Raw genomic sequence first — 21,761 nt, forward strand, 5'->3', positions numbered from 1 at the left:
CTCGGGCCCCGTCCCACCTCTCAAGGAGATTTCCGTGTCGAGCTCCACTCCCCTCAACCGAAGAGCACTGCTCCGCATGGGTGCGGGCGCCGGTCTCGCACTGACCGCCGCTCCCCTCCTCGCCGCCTGCGGCGACGGCGGCGCCAAGGCGAAGGCGGAGGCCAAGAGCGCCTCGCTGCTGCCCCACACCACGGTGCGCAACATCGGTCTCACCCCCGACCTGCCCGGCACCGCCGCGGGCGTCCCGCAGGGCTACTTCCGCTATCCGGCCAGGCCGCTGCGGGCCACGAAGGGCGCTCCGCTGAAGGGGGCGTCCACGATCAGCGCGACGCTGGAGACCTTCTCCCCTCCCCCGCCCGGCCGTTCCCGCAACGCCGCCTGGCGGGAGATCGAGAAATTGCTCGGCGGCAAGGTCGACATCACCGCCGTGCCCGCCGACGACTACGGCACCAAGTTCTCCACGATGGTCGCCAGCGACAGCCTTCCCGACCTCTTCATGTACCCCGAGGTCGGCGGCGTCGACAACAAGGCCGCCTTCCTGGCGGCCAAGTGCGCCGACCTGACCCCGTTCCTGGCCGGCGATGCCATCGAGGACTACCCGAACCTCGCCGCGATACCGAAGGCCGCCTGGCAGGCCGCGATCTTCGGCGGCAGGCTCTACGGCCTCCCGATCGCCCGCACCGGCACCGGCGGAGCCGGGTTCTACCGCCACGACCTGTTCGAGGAAATCGGCATCACGAGCCTCGACCAGATCACCGGCCTGGACCGGTTCGTCGAGGCGTGCAAGGAGCTGACCCGTCCCGGGAAGGACCAGTACGCGATCATCGCGGGGGTCACCAGTGTGCTCGCCATGTCGGCGGGCGCGCCCTACTTCTGGCGGCTGGACGCGAAGACCGGAAGGTTCACCGCCGACCTGGAGACACCGGAGTACCGCCAGGCCGTCGAGACGGCCCGGTCCCTCTACAAGGCGGGTTGCTTCTACCCGGGTACGCTCCAGATGTCCGGGGCCCAGAAGGCGCAGTACACGGACATGTTCAAGAACGGCAAGGGCGCGTACGTCTACGACGGCCTGCCCACCTACCTCGCGCCGGGCGTCGGCTACATCGCCGCGATGAAGGCGATCGACGCCTCGTACGACCCGAGGCCCTTCGTGCCGTTCGGCAAGGACGCCGTCGCCTGGACGGACAACGTCGAGCTGGAGAACACGCACCTGAAGAAGGCGTCCGCCGATCGCGTGCGACAGGTGCTCGCGCTGGCGGACTTCGCGGCCTCGCCCTTCGGCAGCCTGGAGTACACGCTGATCAACTACGGCGTGGAGGGCACCGACTTCACGCGCGATGCGAAGGGCAACCCCGCGCTGACCGAGCAGGGCAGCCAGGACGTCACCGTCCCCTGGAAGTTCCTGGCGTCCGCGGTCCCCGCGGTATACAGCGCCGACTCCGAGGCGGGTGTGCGCCATGTGCACCGGACGCTGAGCGCGATGATCCCGATGATGGAGCAGTCCCCCACCCTCCAGTACTCCTCCCCCACCTGGGACTCCAAGGGCAGCGGCAGCCTGCTCACGCTCAAGCAGGACGGGCTCAAGGACATCATCGCCGGCCGCAAGCCCATGTCGGCCTACGACCAGCTCGTCAAGGACTACCTCGCCAAGGGCGGCGAACAGGCCCGGGGCGAGTTCGAGGAAGCCGTCCAGAAGGGGAAGAAGTGACCACGCGACGCTCCGTCCTCGGGTTCGGCGGCGCCGCGGTCGCGGCAGCCGTGGCCGTGCCGGCGTCCGCGGCGCCCGCCTCCGCGCACCTCTGGGGCTTCGACCCCTCCCCCGGCTCCGACGGAGTCGGCGATCCCCTCTTCCCGACCCTCGGCAACGGCGGCTACCAGGTCGTCCACTACGACCTGACCTTCGACTTCACCCCGGTGACGTACGACTTCACCGCCGTGGTGCGGATGAACGCCAAGGCCACCCAGGACCTGTCCGCGTTCAACCTCGACACCGACGGCCACACCATCGACTCCGTCTCCGTGAACGGCGATCCCGCCGCCTGGGCGATCACGCCCGGCAAGAGCGGTCAGGAACTCACCGTCACACCGGCAGCCCCCCTGCGCGACGGCCGGCCCTTCACGATCGCGATCCACTACCGCGGCAACGGCAAGGCGCCCCGGCTCGGCCTCACCGGCTGGAGATTCGGCAGCGACGGCGGTTTCGCCTCCGCGGCCCAGTCCTCCCGCGCCGACACCTTCCTGCCCTGCAACGACACGCCCTCGGACAAGGCCACCTGGACCTTCCACATCAGCGCGCCCCAGGGTTTCGTCGCCACCGCCAACGGCGAACTGCTGCACAAGACCCCCGGCGCGAACGGCTCCACCGTCTGGCACTTCGGCCTGCGCGAGCGGATGGCGACCGAGCTCATCGGCATCGCCGTCGTCAAGGGCACGTACCTCTACGGGACCAGCCACCGGGGGCTCCCGCTGCGACACGTCGTCCCGCACGGCAGGGAGGACGAGTTCGCCCCGGTCGTCGCCCGCACGGCCGACCATCTGGCCTGGCTGGAGGGCAAGTTCGGCCGCTACCCGTTCTCCGTCTACGGCGTCCACATCTACGACGGATACAGTGACGCCCTGGAGAACCAGACCCTCTCCCTCTTCTCCACCAACTGGTTCCGGCCCAACGCGAACGGCCACCCGACGTACGAGAACACCATGGTCCACGAGCTGGTCCACCAGTGGTACGGCGACTCCGTCACCCCCGCCGACTGGCAGCAGGCGTGGCTCAACGAGGGCCCCGCCGTGTACTACGCCGCCCTGTACGGCGAGGAGCGCGGCTGGTCCGTCCTCACCGACAAGATGAGGGCGACCTACGGCAAGCTCGACGCGATCCGCGCCAAGGACGGACCGCCGGGACTGCCCAAGGCCCTCGGCGGCACCAACATCTACGACGGCGGCGCACTCGTCCTGTACGCCCTGCGCCGGCGGATCGGCGACCGCGCCTTCGACCGCGTGATGAGGATCTGGCCCGAGCGGTTCAGGGACCGCAACGTCACCAGCAAGGACTTCATCGGCCACGCCGTGGACGTCACCGGTGACCGGTCCCTCGACGGCTTTCTGCGCGACTGGCTCTTCGGAGCCGTCAATCCGCCCATGCCCGGCCACCCGGACTGGAGGGCCGACGCGTGAACTTCCCGACGAACGCCCTGCGGCTGACCGCCGCCGCCTGCGCGGCCGGCCTCGCCGCCCTGCTCACCGCGCCCACGGCCCAGGCCGCCCCACCGCCCCGCACCCTGTACGCGGCCCCGGACGGCGGGGGCACCTCCTGCACCGTCTCCCGGCCCTGCTCCCTGGAAGGCGCCCGGGACACGGCCCGCGCCGAGACCGGCCGCGACGTCCGCGTACTGCTCGAGGACGGTACGTACGAGCGCGCCGAACCGCTCCGGCTCGGTGCCGCCGACTCCGGCGATCAGGGCCGCACCGTCACCTGGGCGGCGGCTCCCGGTGCCCGCCCCGTGCTGTCCGGCGGCCGGGCCGTGACCGGGTGGGCGCCGAACGGCGACGGAACCTGGACCGCCGCCGTCCCGGCCGGCATCACCCCGCGGCAGCTCTTCGTCGACGGGAAACGCGCCGTCCGCGCCCGCGGCGAGTCGTGCGCCGCGGGCGTCTGCGACGCCACCAAGGCCGGCATGACCGGGGCCGAGGCCACCGGCATCGCCCAGTGGCAGCGTCCCACGGACGCCGAGGCCGTCATCCGCGTCCGCTGGCGCAACTATCACTGCCGGATCACCGGCGTCAGCGGCGACCTCCTGAGCTTCGCCCGGCCCTGCTGGACCAACTCCTCCAGCGGCACCGACCGCACGGGCCCCGCCTGGGACTCCACGACGGTCGACTCCACCCGCTACAGCGGAGTCGCCTTCTTCGAGAACGCCCCCGAACTCCTCGACAAGCCGGGCGAGTTCGTCTGGAACTCCGAGACGCGCACCGTGACGTACCTGCCGCGCAAGGGCGAGAACATGCGCAGTGCCAGGACCGTCACCCCGCACACGGAGCAGCTCCTCGTCCTCGACGGCGCCCATGACATCACGGTCAGCGGAATCGGCTTCGCGTACGCCGCCTACCGTCAACCCGGCACCGACGAGGGCTACGCGGGCACCCAGGCAGGTCTCACCCTGACCGGCGCCACCGGGCCCGTCGACCACGCCGGTCGCCACTACACTAAACCGGCGGCGGCCGTCACCGTGCGCGGCGGCCGGCACATCCGTATCGACCGGGCCGGATTCAGCCGGCTCGGCGGCGCCGGGGCGATCCTGGAGGCCGGCACCAAGGACAGCTCCCTGACCCGTTCGTCCTTCACCGACCTGTCCTCGGGCGCGGTCTACGTCGGCGACACCGAGCCACGGCCCGGGGACGCACTCGCCGGCGAACGGAACACGGTCGCGTACAACACCATCAGCCGCTCCGGCGTCGAGTACACCGATTCCGTGGGCATCTGGGCGGGCTACGAGGCGGAACTCGCCGTCGAGCACAACACGCTCAGCCACCTCCCCTACTCCGGGATCTCCGTCGGCTGGGGCTGGAACCAGCCCGAGGCGCGGGTCTCCGTCCTGCGGGACAACAAGGTGACGGCCAACCGGATCACCGACGTGATGCAGGTGGCGCGCGAGCAGCACGACGGCGGCGCGATCTACACGCAGGGGGCGCAGCCGGGAACGGTCCTGTCGGAGAACTACATCAACCGCTCCGCGTTCGGCAACACCGAGCGCGACGGCAACGGCATCTACCTCGACGAGCAGTCCTCGCACATCCTGGTCGAGCAGAACGTCGTCACCCGCGTCGGCTACAAGTGGGTGTCCAACTGGGCGGACTACGGCGTCGAGAACACGGTCCGGTCCAACTGGACGGACACCGCGGCGCCCGGGCTGTCCGGCCGGGGCTCGACCATGACGGGCAACCTCACCGGCCTGGACCGGCTGCCGGCCGAGGCGCTCGCCGTCGCCGCCCGGGCCGGTGCCCACGGCGGCCCGGTCGAGCGGCTGCGCACCGACCTGGCCCGCACGGGCACCGCCGCCCAGTCCTCGACCGAGGGGGCCGCCACCGCGGACCTGGCCCTGGACGGCGACATCACCACGGACACCCGCACCCTGTCCGGGCCGGGCGCCTGGTGGCAGGTGGACCTCGGTGACACTCACCGGGTCCGCCGCATCGAGGTCTGGAACAACGCCTCGATGACGACCGCCGACTTCGACGTCGTCACGGACGACCGGACGATCCGCGTCAGTGGAAGGGCCCTGCGCCCGACCGTGGTCGACCTGGACAGCAGTACCCGCACCGTGCGGATCGCGGTGCCCGGCGACGGACGGGTCGCCCTGTCCCAGGTACTCGTCCACCCCTGACCGGCCCACCGAACGAAGGAAGACCCATGACCGATCTCCGTATGGGCGTGCTCGGCTACGGACTGCGCGGCTCACTCGCCCGCACCGCGCACCGGCCCGGCGCCGGCGCCCGCGTCGCCGCGCTGGCGGAGCCGGACCCCCGCGCCCGTGCGGAGGCGGCCGTGGCCTTCCCCGAGGCCCGCCTGACCCCCGACCACCGGGAGGTGATCGGCCACCCCGGCATCGACGCGGTGCTGGTCCTCACGCCCGACCACACCCATGCCGACCTGGCCTGCGAGGCACTCCGCGCGGGCAAGCCCGTCTTCGTCGAGAAGCCGCTCGACATCAGCGTCGAGCGCTGCGACACGATCCTGCGCACGGCCTACGAGACGGGGACGCGGCTCTACATCGGCCACAACATGCGTCACATGCCGGTCGTGCGGCTGATGCGCGACCTCGTGCGGCGCGGGGCGGTCGGCGTGGTCAAGACCGTCTGGATCCGGCACTTCGTCGGCTACGGCGGCGACTGGTACTTCAAGGACTGGCACGCCGAACGGCGTTTCACCACGGGGCTGCTGCTCCAGAAAGCCGCCCATGACATCGACGTCCTGCACTGGCTGGCCGGCGGATACGCGCGGGACGTCCAGGCGCTGGGCGACCTCATGGTGTACGGCGACAATCCGCACCGCCGCGAGCCCGGTGAACCGAAGACCGACGACTGGTACACGAAGGACGGCCACTGGCCGCCGCACGCCCAGCGGGCGCTGAACCCCGTCATCGACGTGGAGGACGTCTCGCTGCTCAACATGCGCCTCGACAACGGAGTGCTGGCCGCCTACCAGCAGTGCCACTTCACGCCCGACTACTGGCGCAACTACACGGTCATCGGCGACGCCGGCCGACTGGAGAACTTCGGTGACGGTCCCGGCGGAAGCGTCAAGGTCTGGAACACCCGCCGCTCCGGCTACCGCCCGGAGGCGGACGAGGTGCACGCCATCCCGGCCGCCGAGGACGAAGCAGGGCACGGCGGAGCCGATCCGCTGCTGATGGACGAGTTCCTGCGGTTCGTACGCGTGGGCGGCCGCACGGACACGTCACCGGTCGCGGCCCGGATGGCGGTGGCGGCGGGCGTCCTGGCGACGGCCTCCCTCCGCGACGGAGGCACACCCTGCCGCGTACCGCCGTTGGACCCGGACCTGACGGCCTACTTCGAGAACGGTCAGGTCCGGCCCTGACCGGCACCGGCCATGTGCCCCCCGCGGACGGCCTCGGCGAGGGCGTTGCCGATGGCCCGGGACCCTGCCGCGTTGGGATGCAGGGGTGCGGCCACGCGGCCGGGAACCACGCCCTCGACGTAGCGGTCGGCGGGGGCGGCACAGATGTCGTGTCCGACGCCCAGCGCGTAGGTGTCGACGAAGGCGGCGCCGTGCTCCTCGGCGGTCTGCTTCAGTACGGCGCTCAGGTGGTTGATCGCGCCTTGGAGATGGTTGGCGTCCTGCTTCCAGTAGGGCTGGTCGGGGTAGCAGCCGTCGGGGCGGAGGTAGTTGCCGTAGCCGACAACGAAGATCTCCGCATGCGGGGCCCGCCGGGCGATCTCGTCCAGGACGGTGGCGAAGGCCGGTGCCCAGGCGTCGATGCGGGCCCTGATCCTGTCGGTGCCGCCGGCGGTGTTCTCTTCCGCGCAACTGGTGCCGCGGGGCTGGGGCAGGACGTTGACGCATTTCAGCGCTTCGCCGAAGAGGTCGCTGTCGTTGCCGCCGATGGTGACGCTGACGATGTCGGTGTCCGGGGTGAGCGCGTGGTACTGAGGTGCGGTTCCCGGATGCTGGGCGTTGCTCAGATCGCCGACGGCGGCCCCGGAGCAGCTGACGTCGGTGAGCGTCGCGTCCAGGCCCGCGGCCGCGACACGGGGATAGTTCGCAAGGGAGCGCAGGCACGCCGGTCCGGCCGGATCGGCCGGCGGTACCAGTGGGGCGGACGCGTAGGAATCGCCCAGCGCGACGTACCGCAGGGTGTCGGCGGCGGCCGCGTCCGTGACCGGTGCCATGGCCGACACGACCCCGCCGGACAAGACGATGGCCAGGGCCATGCGCAGTGCTGTCTTCACAGGATGCCTCCGTTCGGCACGCACGCGTGCGTGGTCCTTTCCTACTACGAACACGTCCGAGCAGGCATGACGCCGCACGGGGGCGTCATGCCTTCGCGCTGCCTGTCGTCATCTGCGGTAAGTGTCGGCACCCGGCCGGGGGGGCTACTGGTGCGGGCGCACTGCGCTCGCACGGCCGGCGGGCGCCCTCCACGGCCGGTCCTCCGGTGCGGCACTCGCCGCTCCTCGCCGCTCTCAGCGTCGATGAGCCCGGTCGGCCTCCTGAGCCGCACGCTCGAGCCGGTTCCGGTAGTCCTCCCACCACGCCTGGCCGCCCGGCGCCATGCTGTCGTTGCCCTTGCGCTCCCCGACGTCCCCGTCCACGAGTTCGCGGACGATGTCGGCGTGCCCGGCGTGCCGGTGCGTCTCGGCGATCATGCGTATCACGGCATGATGCAGCGTCACCTCCGCCTTGCCGCTGGGCCACCACGGCACCTTGCCGACGGTGTCCAGCGCCAGCGCGTCGATCGTCGCGTCCGCGTGGGCCCACGACCTGCGGTACAGCTCCACGATGTCCTCGCGCGACTCCTCGGGCGTCGCCCACATGTCCGCGTTGGGCTCGGCGCCCTCGTCCATCCAGGGCAGCGCCTCGCCGGACGGCCTCCCGAAGACGTCGCCGAGGTAGCCCAGCTCCATGCTGGCCACGTGCTTCACCAGACCCAGGAGGTTGGTGCCCGTCGGCGTCAGCGGGCGGCGGATGTCGTACTCCGGGAGCCCTTCGAGCTTCCACAGCAGCGCGTCGCGGGCGGACTGCAGGTAGAAGTGAAGGTCGGCCTTGGCATCTGATGAGGTCATGGGGCCAGTCTGCCGCTCACGCGCTCCCTGTTCGATCGAAAGCGGCGAACCGACAGGCTGCCCGGCACCGATCGCCGCGACGGTCCGCCTGCCGGTGGAATTCGCACCCGCCGCATCACGCGTTCGGCCGCACCGACGGGCTGTTTGATCATCCGGCATGTCTGATGCAGACATGTTCAGACCTTCTCGGCGTGTCCTGCTCCGCGCCCCGTTCGCCGCTGCCGGCGCGGGCCTCCTGGCTGCCTGCACGGACTCCGGCTCCGCCCCGGGCCACGGCCCTCAAAAAGCGGTCGGCGGGGCTGCGTTCGTCCCGGCCGGGCCCCCGGGTTACGTCAATCCGTCCGACCCGGAAGTCCTCGCGGCCGAGCGGAAACGCGGGGCCGGCCCGGTGCGCACGTACCGGCTCACCGCCGCCGAGGCGACACTGGACCTCGGCGGGCGGTCCGTGCCGAGCTGGGCGTACGACGGAAAGCTGCCGGGACCCCTGGTGCGGGTCACCGCCGGCGACGTGCTCGACCTGACGCTCGCCAACCGGCTGCCCGCCAGCACCACGCTGCACTGTCACGGGGTGCGGCTGCGCTGCGACATGGACGGCGTGCCGGGCCTCACCCAGGCGGCGATCCGTCCCGGGTCCGATTTCCGCTACCGCTTCACCGTTGGGCAGCCGGGAACGTACCTGCTCCACTCCCACGTCGGGGTGCAGGCCGACCGGGCCCTGTACGCGCCGCTCGTCGTCGACGACCCGCGAGAACCCCTGTCCTACGACGAGGAGTGGGTCGTGGTCCTGGACGACTGGCTCGACGGTGTCGAGGGTTCCACCCCCGAGGAGGTTCTGGACCAGCTCAGGCCCGCCGGCTCCGCGGACGGGGGCCACATGGCCATGGGCCCGGGCCGCGGCGGGAGCCCCAGCCGGCCGGCGACGGCGTTCCCCTCGCCGACGGGGAAACCCGCGGGCCCCTCGCGCGTGCTGCGCACCTCGCACAGCCGCATGCTGCACGGCGAGGGCGGCAGCGTCGCCCACCCCTGGCACCTGGTCAACGGGCGCCTGCCCGGTCATCCCGAGGTGTTCCGCTGCCGCCCCGGCGACCGTATCCGGCTGCGCATCATCAACGCCGGCGCCGAAACGGCCTTCCGGGTCGCGCTGGGCGACCACGAGATGACGGTCACCCATACCGACGGCTATCCGGTGAAGCACACGCGGACCCATGCCCTTCTCGTCGGTATGGCGGAGCGGTACGACGTCCTGATCACCGCCCGGGACGGCGTCTTCCCCCTGGTCGCGCTGCCCGAGGGCAAGAAGGGCAGGGCCCTCGCCGTCCTGCGCACCGGCAAAGGGACCAGGAACCTGCCCCCTGCCGACGCCCACCCGGACGAACTCGACGGCCGGACCGTCCCCGCACGCCGTCTCGTGCCCGACGACTCCGTGGCCCTGGACGACCGTGAACCCGACCGCGAGATGCGCATCCGGATCACCGGCGGCATGGAGAGGTTCGACTGGGGGTTCGACCACCAGGCCTACTCCGTGCAGCAGCGCCGTGCGGTGCGCGCGGGTGAACGGGTACGGCTCACCCTCATCAACGCCACGGACATGTGGCATCCGATGCACCTGCACGGGCACACCTTCGCCATCACCGGACTGGACGGCGTGGGCGCGCGCAAGGACACCGCGGTGGTCCTCCCGCACCGCAAACTGGTGCTCGACTTCGACGCCGACAACCCGGGTCTGTGGATGCTGCACTGCCACAACCAGTACCACTCGGAGAGCGGCATGATGACGGTACTGGGATACCGCCGATAGGCCGTACCCGGTCGCTCAGGGCGGCGGCGCCACTAGGCTGCGGCGATGGAGCGATTGACCGACGTGCCCGAGAGCCCCGCCCGGCCCGGAGACGAGGGCCGGGCGAACGACTACGACCGTTTCGCCGAGCTGTACGCGGCGGAGACTGAGAACAACCTCGTCAACGCGTACTACGCACGGCCCGCGATGCTGGCCCTCGCGGGGGACGTCGCCGGCCGTCGCATCCTGGACGCCGGCTGCGGCTCGGGCCCCCTGTCCGCCGCCCTGCGCGACCGCGGCGCCGTCGTCACGGGCATCGACGCCAGCGCCCGGATGCTGGCGCTGGCCAGGCGGCGGCTCGGTGACGGCGTGGCCCTGCACATGGCCGACCTGAGCGACCGGCTGCCGTTCGACGACGGCGCGTTCGACGACGTGGTCGCCTCCCTCGTCCTGCACTACCTGGAGGACTGGGGGCCGGCGCTGGCCGAGATGCGGCGAGTGCTCGGGCCCGGCGGCCGGCTGATCGCGTCGGTGGACCATCCCCTCGTGGCCTACACGTTCCAGGAGCCCCGGCCGGACTACTTCGCGACCACCAGCTACACCTTCGACTGGACGTTCAACGGGCAGTCCTTCCCGATGAAGTTCTGGCGCAAGCCGTTGCACGCGATGGTCGATGCCTTCACCGGCGCCGGGTTCCGGCTTTCCGTCGTCAGCGAGCCGCAGCCCGACCCGGCCGCCCGTGAACTGTTCCCCGACGGCTTCCACGACCTCTCGACCACAGCGACCTTCCTGTTCTTCGTGCTCGAGGTACCGGCGTCGGCCACCGGCTCGGCCGACTAGCCGGTCACGCGTGGGGCCGGCGGCCACTGCATGTGGTCGCCGGCCCTGTGGTCCGCGTCAGTGCTCTGCCCGGCGTCCGGTCAGTTCGCGTTCACCAGGTCGTGCGCCGGCACGGTCACCGTCCGCTTGCCCGGCTTGCCGCCGAGCACGATCTTGCGGAGTGCGCTGTTGTTGTCGAGGTTGGTCTCCTTCAGCCGCTTCTCCGGGTTGGCCAGAACCTGGATGTAGTAGGTGCCGTTGGGCACCTGGGTGATGTCGAAGGACTGGCCCGGCAGGTCCTGGGTGTACGTGTCGCCGGAGCCGACGTCCAGCACCTCACGGACGGAGATCGAGTTCTCCTGGCCGCAGGCGGTCGAGAGGTCGGTGTTGAAGGGGTGCCAGTTGGCGTTCTTCACCGTGTAGTCGACCGCGTCGGTGTTGGCCAGGCAGAAGGCCTCCTTGCCGCTGCGCACGGCCTCCTTCTTGTCCGCCTTCAGCAGCCGGTAGCTGGCGAAGTCGGTGAAGTGCCAGTGCACATGGCCCGGGCGCGGGTCCCATTCCATGGTGCCGGTCGGGGTGTAGCCGACCTGCTTGCCCTTGGCGTCGTAGAAGTACTGGTAGGCGTCCATCTTGGCCTTGCCGGGCGAACGGAAGCCGTCCACCACCAGCTGCGCCGGACCGGCGTTCCACACGTTGGCGCTGAAGGCCAGGTAGTCCTTGCCGGGGATGTTCTCCTCGCCATCGCTGATGACGATCCCGTAGGCCGGCAGCGAGCGCAGGTCGGGCTTGGGAACGTCCGGGACGGAGGTCTTGCCGACGGGCCGCTTCGACAGCGGCTTCAGCGCCGGCGCCCTGCGCGAGCCGTCGGTCTGCCCGCCCGTGTCGCCGATCCGTGTCGCGCGTGCGGCCTGCTCCTTCTTCACCGCCCAGGGCAGGGCCGGAGGCGCCGCCTTCAGCGGTCCGTGGCCCACGTTGTACGAGGGGCCCGCGCCGCTCGTCACCGGCGCGGCGGCCTGGGCGGGCGTCGGGGCGTGTCCCGGGCCGTGGCCCGCGTGCCCGGACGGCGCCTGGTGGCCGGCTCCGTGCCCGGTGTGCTCGCCGGCCTCGGCGGACTGCGCGGAGCGGGAGGCCCGCGCGGCGACGCCCTCCTCGTCCTCGTAGCTCCGCTCTTCCACGGTCACCTTCACCGTGGCCGGCTTGTCGGCGATGCCGAACAGGTCGCGGTACTTCTTGGCGACGCCGACCTTGGCGGTGTACGTACCGGCCGCCAGCTTGATCGGGTTGCTGTAGGAACCCGCGTAGGTGTTGGCCGCCCAGCCCTTCTCGACGCCCCACACCGAACCGAGGGTGAACGCATTGGTGGGGCAGCTCTCCGGATACTTGGAGGTGGCGGGCGCGTCGGGGCGCACCCGGCCGCTGGCGTTGTTCGGGCAGAAGTCCTCGGTCCGGCTGAGGACCTTCTTGCCCGCCTTGTCGGTGACCGTGATCTCCGCGAAGCCGGGCAGGCCGGAGAAGTCCTTCACCGTGCCCTTGGGCAGCGTCTTGGTCTTGGCCTTGCCGCCCTCGTACACGGTCTGGGTGATGGTCACCGGGTCCTTGTAGGACTTCCGGGTCACCTTCAGCTCCAGCGGCGTCCCCTCGGCGGTGAGGTAGGTGCCGAGGTCGAGGTAGACGCCCGGGTCCTCCTTCCAGGAGGTGAGCGTGATCGAGTTGGTCGCGGCGATGAGGCTCAGCTTGGGCCCTGTCGCGGCCTTCGCCGGCTCCGACGTGGCGGCCACGAGCCCGGCCGTCACGGCCAGGGCGGCGACGGCCGTGGTACCTGCGAGCAGCGGACGCCGCAGCCGGGTGGTGCGCGTTCTGGTCATCGTTCCCTCGTCCTCCGGTGCTGTGAGAAGGAGACAGGCGGCGGGCGGCACGACGTGTCGGCGAGGACAGCCGCAGGGCCGGCCCTGTGGGGGGCACTTGCTGTGCCCGCGCTGTGAGAGGAACGGACCCGACGCTCGGTTGTCCGCAGGTCGGAACCGGCGGGATGTTGGCCGGATAACTCCGTTGCGGAGGAAATCGGGTCATTTTCCGGGCGAGCGCCCACCTGGTGACAGGACTTCTGATATTGACTGCGGCCGGCCGGCTCTCACGGACCGCCGGAGCCGACGCGCGTGCCGTGAACCCCGACCCCCTCATCACACGGTGCGTTCGGGGATCGTCGGCAGGACCTTCTCGGCGATGGCGAGGAGGGCGCTGTCGTCCGGGAGGGCTCCGGACGTGCTCCACACGGTGATGTCGTAGAACCCGCCCCGGTCCTTCCCATCGAAGGCCACGGACAGCGTTCTGGCCAGGGGGCCCTGCTCGACCGGCCCGCCGGATCCGCCGCCCCCGAGATTGATCTCGATCCTCATGGTGTGGTCCGAGGAGAAGACCGCGGGCCGGCCGAGGACCGCGAGCGTCTTGACGTCCGTCTCCTCACCGAACTTCATCAGTTTCACGTACTGGGCGATCGACAGCTCGTTGTACGTGGCCGAGACGTTCACGGTGTAGGTGTCGAACTGGACCTCGGCCTCCGGCTGGGCGATCTTCCCGTCGGTGAGGGGAGCGGTGTTGCTGGTGCCGGAGGCCACGGTCGCGGACTCCGCGGGCGTTCCGAGGAGCTGGGCCAAGTCGGACCGGTTGAGCGCCTTGCACAGCTCCTCGCCGGTCACAGCCCGGGGTGTCCTCTCGTAGGCACTCGGCAGCTCCTCGCCTTCCCCGCTCGAACACGAGGCGGCCCGCGGCGTGCTGTTGTCGTCGTCGGGCATCAGTTCCGGGCCCAGCCACAGCGCGGCCCCGAGTGCCGCGAACACGGCCACGGCGGCGACGGCCTGGCCCCACGCGTTGGGTTCCTTCTCCGGCGTCGGCGGGGTGGGACGCTGCACCACAGCCTGCGGCTGCGGCTGCGGCTGTGCGGCAGCGTGGGCCACCACCCCGTCCGCGGAGGCCGCCGGGCTCGGGTTCCGGCGGGCGCGCAGGGCCTGGACCACCGTGTGGACCCGTATCGCGGTGAACACCAGGAACGCCGTGCCGATCGCGGCCGGCACCCATTCCGCGTCGCGGACGGCGAGATACATGATGCGCACGCCGAAGACGGACCCGACCACGATGAGCAGAGGCTCCCGGACCCAGAAGGGCAGGAGACGGATGAGGAAACCGAGCATCCGGTGATCTCACCAGGCAAGATCACGCCTGGCTGTGACGGAAGCCACAGTTCCGGGTCACGGGTGTGTAGCGTGCGAATGCGGTTGCGGCAGAGCCTGGGAGTCCGGTGAGGTACTCGCATGGACGGTGCCACGGAGCAGAGGCGGCGGGCGCGACCGGGCGGTGCGGACCGTACCGCCGGGAGGCACCCGGCTCCGTGGCACCGGGCGGCGGTGCTCGCCGCCCTGATGCTGGCCGCCTTCACCTTCAACACGGCCGAGAACCTGCCGATCGGCCTCCTGGAACTCATCGCCGACAGCCTGCGCGTGTCGGTGTCAGCAGTGGGTCTTCTGGTCACCGGGTACGGCGTGACGGTGGCCGTCGCCTCACTGCCGCTCGCGCACGTGATGCGGGCGGTGCCCCGCCGTCATGTGCTCACCGGACTGCTGGCCGCGCTGGTCGTGTCCAGCCTGGTCGCGGCGCTGGCCACGTCGTATTGGGTACTCCTCGGGGCGCGGCTGCTGACCGCGCTCGCCCAGGCGCTGTTCTGGGCCGTGATGGGGCCGGTCGCGGTGGGCCTGTTCGCGCCCGTGATCCGTGGGCGTGTGGTCGGCGCCCTGTCCGTCGCCGGTTCGCTCGCCCTCGTCCTCGGTGTGCCCGCCGGAAGCTGGCTGGGGCGGCAGAGCGGCTGGCCGGTGCCGGTCGCCGTGCCGGCGGCCCTCGGCGCCGTCTGCCTGGTGACGATCGCCGCATTGCTGCCGACCTCACGTCCGGAAGAGGAGCCCGCCGCCTACGGGACCGGTCCCGACGCCCGACGGTTCGGGGTCGTGCTGGCGGCCGGAGCCCTGTCCGCCACAGGGGCGTTCACGGGATACACGTACATCGTGAAGTTCCTCGGCGACGTCAGCGGGTTCTCCCCGAGCACGGTCAGCGCCCTGCTCGTGGCCTTCGGTGCCGCGTGCCTGGCCGGGGTGAGCATCACCGGAGTCCTGCTGGACCGCTTCCCGCACGCCGCCCTGGCCACTGCCGTGGCCACGCAGGCGGTGGGCATGCTCGGCCTGTACGCGGCCGGCTCCGATCCGGTGGCGGCGGTGGTGTTCGTGATGATGGTCGGCGGTGCGCTGGGTCCGGTGTTCATGACCACCCAGAACGAGATGCTGCGGTGCGCACCCGGCCGTACGGACCTCGCCCTCGCGGCGAACTCCGGGGCCTACAACGCCGGCATCGCGGCGGGCGCCGCGCTCGGAGGGCTGGTTCTGCCGCTCGCCGACGTGCGGGGCACCTTCCTCGCCGGCGCACTGCTGACCGTCGGGGCCTGCGCGGTCCTGCTCGGCGGGAGGCTGCTGCGGCCGGAGACGGGATCCGCCGAGTAGACCTTCAACCTCTGGGCCCGGGGAACTCCCGCAGCAGCAGCGGCTCCGATACGACTTCGGTGAGCGACGCGGCCTTGGCCGAGTCGCGATCGCGGAGCGCCGGTGTCACCGCGACAGCGCTCACACCGGTCCGGAAATCCCCGGCTCGGCTGCCGAACGGGCTCGGCCGTCCTGCCTTCCCCGCGGCGTCATCGCGGTGCGCGGGCCGGCTCCTCCAGACCGGCCCCGTCACCGTCCGGGGTCGCGCCGGCCGTCTTCTCCGCGGCGGATTCCGGCTGTGCGTCCGGATGCCGCGGCCGGACCCAGAGGGCGTGGACGCCTCCGAGGAGCGCCAGCCACACCGCGCCGACGACCAGGGCGATCCGGGTGCTCCCGTCGAAGGCGAGCAGCACCATGACCGCGGCCATGAAGACGATGGCGGCGATCTGGCCGTAGGGCCAGAAGGGGGCGGGGAACGTCAGCGACGCCCGCTCCTCGGCGGACATCGTCCTGCGCGCCCTGACATGGGTCAGGAGGATCATCAGCCATACCCAGACGGTGGCGAAGGTCGCGATCGAGGAGATGATCAGGAAGATCCTGCCGGGCATGAGGACGTTCATCAGCACGCCGAGGAGCAGGGCCCCGATCATGACGAGGGTGGTCACCCACGGCACGCCGTTGCGGGTGACCCGCAGCATGACCGCGGGGCCCTGGCGCCGCTCCGCCAGACCGAACATCGTGCGGCCCGCGGCGAAGATGTCGCTGTTGATCGCGGACAGGGCGGCGGTGAGGACGACGAGGTTGAGGACGGCGGCCGCGGACTTGAGTCCGACGCCGGCGAAGATCTCGACGAAGGGGCTGCCCGACGCGTCGATGTCCTGCCAGGGGGTGATCGACATGATCACCGCGAGGGTCAGCACGTAGAAGAGGATGATGCGCAGCGGGATGGAGTTGACCGCGCTGGGGATGGTCTTCTCCGGCGACTCGGCCTCGCCGGCCGTGACGCCGATGATCTCCGTGCCGCCGAAGGCGAACATGACCACGGCGAACGACATCACGAAGCCGTCGGCGCCGCCGGCGAAGAAGCCGCCGTGGCTCCACAGGTTCGACAGGCCGACGTGGCCGTCGCCGCTGCCGAGACCGAAGGCGATCACGGCGATGCCGACGAGGATCATCGCGACGATGGCCACGATCTTCACCAGGGACAGCCAGAACTCCAGCTCGCCGAAGACCTTGACGCTGACGAGGTTGAGCGCGCCGATGAGCAGGACGGCGGCCAGCACCCAGATCCAGCGGGGCACGTCGGGGAACCAGAAGCCCATGTAGACGCCGACCGCGGTGATGTCCGCGACGCAGACGATGACCATCTCGAAGGCGTACGTCCAGCCCGTGGTGAACCCGGCGAGCGGGCCGAGGTGCCTGGTCGCGTACTCGCCGAAGGAGCCGGCGCTCGGCGAGGCCACGGCCATCTCGCCGAGGGACCGCAGCACGAGGAAGACGGCCGCTCCGCCGATCAGATAGGCGAGGAGGACGGCGGGCCCACCGGCCTGGATGGACTCGGACGAGCCGTAGAAGAGCCCCGTGCCGATGGCGGAACCGAGGGCCATGAAGCGGATGTGCCGGGAGCGGAGCCCGCGGCTCAGACCGGTGGTGTCGGTACGCAAACGAGTGTCTCCCTCTTCGGGGTGTGCGCCGGAAGGTGCGACGGACCGTTTTCCGTGTCGATCCCCGCCGGTCCGTCGTCCGAGCTCGCGGCGGGGACGACGGCCTGTATATTCCTGTCTATACAGGAGCGTCAAGGGGTGGTCCGATGAGTGAACGCGAGCCGGCGCCGAGCACGCCGGCGCCGTCGAACGCGTCGTCGAGCGCGTCACCGGCCGTCGGCCGGGCGCTGGACATGCTGGTGTACCTCGCCGGGCGCCCCGGGCTGGTCCAGGCCGCAACCCTCGCCCGCGACCTGGGAGTTCCGCGGTCGTCGGCGTACCACATCCTCAAGGTCCTGGCCGACCGCGGCTTCGTCACCTACGTACCGGCGGAGCAGGCGTACGGGCTGGGCGTCACCTCCTTCGAGGTGGGCTCCGCCTATCTGCGGCACGAGCCCCTGGAACTGCTCGCCCGTCCCCTCCTGCACACGCTCGCGAGCCGCCTCGGCCAGACGGTGCACCTGGGGATCCTGCACGGCGCGGAGACGGTCTACCTGCTCAAGGAACGGCCGCCCGCGGGCCGGACCGGCGACATCGACATCGCCCTCGTCACCGACATCGGCGTGCGCCTGCCGGCCCACCTCACGGCCAACGGCCGCGCCATCCTCGCCCACACCTCCGAGGCACAGCTGCGGGCGCTGTTCCCCCGGCCGGGCGACCTCACCTCCCGCACGGGCAGGGGCCCGCGGACGCTGCCGGCGCTGGCCGGCGAGCTGGCCCGGGAACGGGAGCGCGGCTGGTCCCAGGAGGTCGAACTGGTGACCAGGGGGTTCTGCTCGATGGGGGTGGCGGCGTTCGACCACAACGGGCGGCCCGTCGCGGCGATCAGCACCACCTGGCGCCGCCACCACTGCCGGCACGACGCGGCCCAGGTGCGGGACGTCCTGCGGCACGGTGCCGCCCGGCTCACCGCGGCCGTCTCGGGCCACGCGCCGGCCACGGCGGCGGGGCCGGCCGCCGCGTGAAGCGTCAGTGCGTCGCGAACGCGCCCTCGAGGCGGTAACGCGAACCGGGGTGCAGCAGCCGCGCGATGCTGACCAGCGCGTCCCGCGACCAGGTGCGGCGCTGGATCAGCAGGCAGGGCTCGGACGGCTCGACACCGAGGATCGCGCACTCCTCCGGCGAGGCCAGCACCGCCTCCACGATGTGCTCGCCCTTGCCCAGCGGCGCGACCTTGGACAGGAAGGTGAACGGCGTCTGCCGGGTGAAGTCCTGCTCCAGATAGCCGGGCGCGAACGCCGGAACGACGTAGCGGTCCTCGAGCTGGATCGCCACCCCGTCCTCGTAGTGGACCACCCGGGAGCGGAAGACCGGCTCCCCCTCGCCGAGACCGAGGTGCGCGCCGGTCTTCTCGTCGGCCCGCTCCTCGCGCACGGACAGCACACGGGCCTCGTAGCGGTGGCCGCGGTGGCGTACCTCGTCGGCGATGTTGTGCACCTCGAGCAGCGCGGAGCTGGCCTTCTTCGGGGCGACGAAACTGCCGACCCCCATGACCCGCCGGATGACGCCCTCGGCGGCCAGCTCGCGCAGGGCGCGGTTGACCGTCATCCGGGACAGGCCGAGCGCCTCCACGAACTGGCTCTCCGACGGCAGCGCGTCGTCCTCACGCCAGTGACCGCCGGCGATCCGCTCGGCGACGAGGTCCTTGACGCGCCGGTACGCGGGAACGGAGCCGGCCGTGCGCTGCTCGTACAACCGGCCGAGCTCCGCTGGATCCACGACCAAGCCGCCCACCGTCCTCGTCCTCCGCCGCACTGGCTGCCTCGTATCCGCTGGAAATCCTAAGGGAGGGCCCGTTCGCGAGTGAGCCGGCGCCGTCTCACGCCGGGAAGGGTCTCGGATCCGAGAAACCCGCCGGGCGCCGCTGGTTCCGTGTCCGCCGCTGCCGTGTCATGGCGGGACAACGGCTCGACCCTTTGTGAGGAGTCCCCATGACCAGCGTTTCCCCCGCGGCGCCGGGCACCGTCCGCGCCCCGCGCGGTACCGGACTGAACTGCCTCGGCTGGCAGCAGGAAGGCGCCCTGCGGATGCTCATGAACAACCTCGACCCCGAGGTCGCCGAGCACCCCGAGGACCTCGTCGTCTACGGCGGCACCGGGAAGGCCGCCCGCAACCGGGAGGCCTACGACGCCATCGTCCGCACGCTGAAGACGCTGAAGGACGACGAGACGCTGCTGGTGCAGTCCGGCAAGCCCGTCGGCGTGATGCGCACCAGCGAGTGGGCGCCGCGCGTGCTGCTGGCCAACTCCAACCTGGTCGGCGACTGGGCCAACTGGGAGGAGTTCCGGTCGCTGGAGGCCCGGGGACTCACCATGTACGGCCAGATGACGGCCGGTTCGTGGATCTACATCGGCAGCCAGGGCATCCTCCAGGGCACCTACGAGACCTTCGGCGCCGTCGCCCGCAAGAAGTTCGGCGGCAGCCTGGCCGGCACCATCACCCTCACCGCGGGCCTCGGCGGGATGGGCGGCGCCCAGCCGCTCGCCGTCACCATGAACGACGGCGTGGCCCTCTGCGTCGACTGCGACCCGTCCCGCATCGAGCGCCGGATCGCCCACCGCTACCTCGACGTCGCCGCCGACGACCTGGACCACGCCCTGCGCCTCGCCGTCGAGGCCCGCGACCAGCGCAAGCCGCTCTCCATCGGCCTGACCGGCAACGCCGCCGAGGTCTTCCCCGAGCTGCTGGAGCGGGGCGCGCCCATCGACATCGTCACCGACCAGACCAGCGCCCACGACCCGCTGTCCTACCTCCCGGTCGGCGTGCGCCTGGAGGAGTGGCACGAGCAGGCCCGCAAGGACCCCGCCGGCTTCACCGAGCGCGCCCGCGCGTCCATGGCCCGGCACGTCGAGGCCATGGTCGGCTTCCTCGACGCCGGCGCCGAGGTCTTCGACTACGGCAACTCGATCCGCGACGAGGCCCGCAAGGCCGGCTACCGGCGGGCGTTCGACTTCCCCGGCTTCGTGCCGGCCCACATCCGGCCCCTGTTCGAGGAGGGCCTCGGCCCGTTCCGCTGGGCTGCCCTCTCCGGTGACCCCAAGGACATCGAGGCCACCGACAAGGCCATCATGGAGCTCTTCCCGGAGAACGAGCACCTGCACCGCTGGCTGAAGATGGCCGGCGAGCGCGTCGCGTTCGAGGGACTGCCCGCCCGCATCTGCTGGCTGGGTTACGGCGAGCGGCACCGCGCCGGTCTGCGCTTCAACGAGATGGTCGCCTCCGGCGAACTGTCCGCGCCCGTCGCCATCGGCCGCGACCACCTCGACTCCGGCTCCGTGGCCTCGCCCTACCGCGAGACCGAGTCGATGCTCGACGGCTCCGACGCCATCGCCGACTGGCCGCTGCTCAACGCCCTCGTGAACACCTCCTCCGGGGCCTCCTGGGTCTCCATCCACCACGGCGGCGGCGTCGGCATGGGCCGCTCCATCCACGCCGGCCAGGTCTGCATCGCCGACGGCACCGAGCTCGCGGCGCAGAAGCTCGCCCGCGTCCTGACCAACGACCCGGGCATGGGCGTCATCCGGCACGTGGACGCCGGCTACGAGCACGCCACCACGGTGGCGAAGGAGCGCGGTGTGCGCATCCCGATGGCGGAGACCGAGGGCGGCGCCGCGTGAGTGCCGTGACCACGGGCAGGGAAGCCCCGCACGTCCGCGTGGACGTCCCGGCCGCGCCCTGGAGCGGACGGGACGACGGCCCCGGCGCCGACAACCTGCGCTGGCACCACGCCGTGCACCTCGACCCGGCTCAGGCGGCCCCGGGGGACGTCGCCTTCGTCGGTTTCCGCAGCGACGAGGGGGTGCGCCGCAACAAGGGCCGGCCAGGCGCCGCGAACGGCCCGGACGCCCTGCGCGGCGCCCTCGCGTCCATGGCGCTGCCGAAGCCGCTGCGGGCGCTCGACGCGGGCGACGTCGAGGTCGCCGGGGACGGCGAGGACGACCTGGAGACGGGCCAGCAGCGCCTGGGCGGCGCGGTGGCCGCGCTCGTCGACCGCGGTCACCCGGTGATGGTGCTGGGCGGCGGCCACGAGGTCGCGTACGGCAGCTACATCGGGCTGGCGCAGACGCGGGCGGTGCGTGAGGGCGGCCGGCTCGGGGTGCTCAACCTCGACGCGCACTTCGACCTGCGCGACGACGTCCGGCCCAGCTCCGGCACGCCCTTCCTGCAGATGGCGCAGAGCGAGGCGCGGCAGGGCCGGGACTTCAACTACTGGGTGCTGGGCGTGAGTCAGCCGAGCAACACGGAGCGGCTGTTCCGCACCGCCGACTCGCTCGGGGTCCGCCATCTGCCGGACACCGAGTGCGGCCTGCTCGACCTGGCACGCACCGAGCAGTTCGTCGACGAGTTCCTCGCGAGCTGCGACGTGGTGCACCTGAGCATCGACCTCGACGTGCTGCCCGCCGCCGTCGCACCGGGCGTCAGCGCCCCCGCCGCGTACGGCGTGCCCATGGACGTCATCGAGCGGGTCTGCGCCCGGGTGGCGGCGAGCGGCAGGCTCGCGGTCTGCGACATCGCCGAGCTGAACCCGGAGTTCGACGTGGACCGGCGTACGGCCCGCGTCGGCGCCCGCCTGATCCACCGCATGGTGACCGCCCGGGCGTGACATCCCCGCGGGCGTGCATCCGGCCCGCCCACAGCAGGCCG

The 21,761-nt window shown here is 71.6% G+C and carries 16 protein-coding genes; 10 read left to right on the plus strand and 6 right to left on the minus strand.

All coding sequences use genetic code 11. From position 1 onward, the window contains the following. The first annotated feature begins 34 nt into the window (after nt 1–34). The 4 genes from IEZ05_RS27655 to IEZ05_RS27670 are packed head-to-tail and all read left to right on the plus strand — an operon-like array spanning nt 35 to nt 6,592. Nucleotides 35–1,708 (plus strand): extracellular solute-binding protein, encoded by a 1,674-nt coding sequence (locus tag IEZ05_RS27655; RefSeq protein WP_189232973.1) that lies wholly within the window; start codon nt 35–37, stop codon nt 1,706–1,708. Next, a complete protein-coding gene (locus IEZ05_RS27660) occupies nt 1,705–3,171 on the plus strand; it encodes a M1 family metallopeptidase (RefSeq protein WP_189232974.1) in 1,467 nt (488 codons plus the stop codon). Before IEZ05_RS27655 ends, IEZ05_RS27660 begins: the two co-directional genes overlap by 4 nt. Beyond that, a complete protein-coding gene (locus IEZ05_RS27665; RefSeq protein WP_189232975.1) occupies nt 3,168–5,378 on the plus strand; it encodes a right-handed parallel beta-helix repeat-containing protein in 2,211 nt (736 codons plus the stop codon). Before IEZ05_RS27660 ends, IEZ05_RS27665 begins: the two co-directional genes overlap by 4 nt. Nucleotides 5,379–5,404: 26 nt before the next feature. Continuing rightward, complete coding sequence (locus IEZ05_RS27670) at nt 5,405–6,592, plus strand: Gfo/Idh/MocA family protein (RefSeq protein WP_189232976.1); 1,188 nt, start codon at nt 5,405–5,407, stop codon at nt 6,590–6,592. On the opposite strand, the gene IEZ05_RS27675 is transcribed toward IEZ05_RS27670, so the two are convergent. Both IEZ05_RS27675 and IEZ05_RS27680 read right to left on the minus strand, forming a co-directional pair. Beyond that, a complete protein-coding gene (locus IEZ05_RS27675) occupies nt 6,577–7,464 on the minus strand; it encodes an SGNH/GDSL hydrolase family protein (protein ID WP_229869887.1) in 888 nt (295 codons plus the stop codon). The two genes, IEZ05_RS27670 and IEZ05_RS27675, sit on opposite strands and share 16 nt — an antisense overlap. A gap of 234 nt (nt 7,465–7,698) precedes the next feature. Next, nucleotides 7,699–8,298: a DinB family protein gene (locus tag IEZ05_RS27680; protein WP_189232977.1), complete on the minus strand. Its 600-nt coding sequence runs from the start codon at nt 8,296–8,298 to the stop codon at nt 7,699–7,701. A 172-nt stretch (nt 8,299–8,470) separates the two neighbouring features. Between IEZ05_RS27680 and IEZ05_RS27685 the strand changes: the two genes are divergently transcribed. Continuing rightward, complete coding sequence (locus IEZ05_RS27685; protein ID WP_189233013.1) at nt 8,471–10,096, plus strand: multicopper oxidase family protein; 1,626 nt, start codon at nt 8,471–8,473, stop codon at nt 10,094–10,096. A 45-nt stretch (nt 10,097–10,141) separates the two neighbouring features. Then, complete coding sequence (locus IEZ05_RS27690; RefSeq protein ID WP_189232978.1) at nt 10,142–10,915, plus strand: class I SAM-dependent methyltransferase; 774 nt, start codon at nt 10,142–10,144, stop codon at nt 10,913–10,915. Between the two features lie 80 nt (nt 10,916–10,995). Here IEZ05_RS27690 and IEZ05_RS27695 read toward each other — a convergent pair whose 3' ends face one another. Further along, nucleotides 10,996–12,759: a lysyl oxidase family protein gene (locus tag IEZ05_RS27695; protein WP_189232979.1), complete on the minus strand. Its 1,764-nt coding sequence runs from the start codon at nt 12,757–12,759 to the stop codon at nt 10,996–10,998. 315 nt (nt 12,760–13,074) lie between these two features. Then, nucleotides 13,075–14,082, minus strand: a complete 1,008-nt coding sequence (locus IEZ05_RS27700) for a DUF6215 domain-containing protein (RefSeq protein WP_189232980.1) — start codon at nt 14,080–14,082, stop codon at nt 13,075–13,077. Nucleotides 14,083–14,310: 228 nt separating this feature from the next. On the opposite strand from IEZ05_RS27700, the gene IEZ05_RS27705 reads away from it, so the two are divergent. Next, nucleotides 14,311–15,435 (plus strand): MFS transporter, encoded by a 1,125-nt coding sequence (locus IEZ05_RS27705; protein ID WP_229869895.1) that lies wholly within the window; start codon nt 14,311–14,313, stop codon nt 15,433–15,435. 188 nt (nt 15,436–15,623) lie between these two features. Here IEZ05_RS27705 and IEZ05_RS27710 read toward each other — a convergent pair whose 3' ends face one another. Further along, complete coding sequence (locus IEZ05_RS27710; protein ID WP_229869888.1) at nt 15,624–17,078, minus strand: amino acid permease; 1,455 nt, start codon at nt 17,076–17,078, stop codon at nt 15,624–15,626. 146 nt (nt 17,079–17,224) lie between these two features. On the opposite strand from IEZ05_RS27710, the gene IEZ05_RS27715 reads away from it, so the two are divergent. Further along, on the plus strand, nt 17,225–18,082 hold the full coding sequence (locus tag IEZ05_RS27715; RefSeq protein WP_189232982.1) for an IclR family transcriptional regulator: 858 nt from the start codon (nt 17,225–17,227) through the stop codon (nt 18,080–18,082). 4 nt (nt 18,083–18,086) lie between these two features. Here the strand turns inward: IEZ05_RS27715 and hutC are convergent, their stop codons facing one another. Next, entirely contained in the window at nt 18,087–18,836 is a 750-nt protein-coding gene (hutC, locus tag IEZ05_RS27720; protein WP_229869889.1) for a histidine utilization repressor, read from the minus strand. A gap of 212 nt (nt 18,837–19,048) precedes the next feature. Between hutC and hutU the strand changes: the two genes are divergently transcribed. Both hutU and hutG read left to right on the plus strand, forming a co-directional pair. Then, nucleotides 19,049–20,734 carry a urocanate hydratase gene (hutU, locus tag IEZ05_RS27725; protein WP_189232984.1) on the plus strand — a complete coding sequence of 562 codons (1,686 nt, stop codon included), beginning with the start codon at nt 19,049–19,051 and terminating at the stop codon, nt 20,732–20,734. Continuing rightward, nucleotides 20,731–21,720, plus strand: coding sequence for a formimidoylglutamase (hutG, locus tag IEZ05_RS27730; RefSeq protein WP_229869890.1), 990 nt, complete (start codon nt 20,731–20,733; stop codon nt 21,718–21,720). Before hutU ends, hutG begins: the two co-directional genes overlap by 4 nt. Nucleotides 21,721–21,761 lie beyond the last annotated feature (41 nt).

Origin of the sequence: Streptomyces flaveolus (assembly GCF_014648815.1) — a bacterium.
GTDB lineage: Bacteria > Actinomycetota > Actinomycetes > Streptomycetales > Streptomycetaceae > Streptomyces > Streptomyces flaveolus.

What these genes read in the sequence shown, in the direction of transcription:
- IEZ05_RS27670 (WP_189232976.1), top strand. Translation starts at nt 5,405, where the DNA reads ATGACCGATCTCCGTATGGGCGTGCTCGGCTACGGACTGCGCGGCTCA.
- IEZ05_RS27680 (WP_189232977.1), bottom strand. Translation starts at nt 8,298, where the DNA reads ATGACCTCATCAGATGCCAAGGCCGACCTTCACTTCTACCTGCAGTCC.
- IEZ05_RS27685 (WP_189233013.1), top strand. Translation starts at nt 8,471, where the DNA reads ATGTTCAGACCTTCTCGGCGTGTCCTGCTCCGCGCCCCGTTCGCCGCT.
- IEZ05_RS27690 (WP_189232978.1), top strand. Translation starts at nt 10,142, where the DNA reads ATGGAGCGATTGACCGACGTGCCCGAGAGCCCCGCCCGGCCCGGAGAC.
- IEZ05_RS27695 (WP_189232979.1), bottom strand. Translation starts at nt 12,759, where the DNA reads ATGACCAGAACGCGCACCACCCGGCTGCGGCGTCCGCTGCTCGCAGGT.
- IEZ05_RS27700 (WP_189232980.1), bottom strand. Translation starts at nt 14,082, where the DNA reads ATGCTCGGTTTCCTCATCCGTCTCCTGCCCTTCTGGGTCCGGGAGCCT.
- IEZ05_RS27705 (WP_229869895.1), top strand. Translation starts at nt 14,311, where the DNA reads ATGCTGGCCGCCTTCACCTTCAACACGGCCGAGAACCTGCCGATCGGC.
- IEZ05_RS27715 (WP_189232982.1), top strand. Translation starts at nt 17,225, where the DNA reads ATGAGTGAACGCGAGCCGGCGCCGAGCACGCCGGCGCCGTCGAACGCG.
- hutU (WP_189232984.1), top strand. Translation starts at nt 19,049, where the DNA reads ATGACCAGCGTTTCCCCCGCGGCGCCGGGCACCGTCCGCGCCCCGCGC.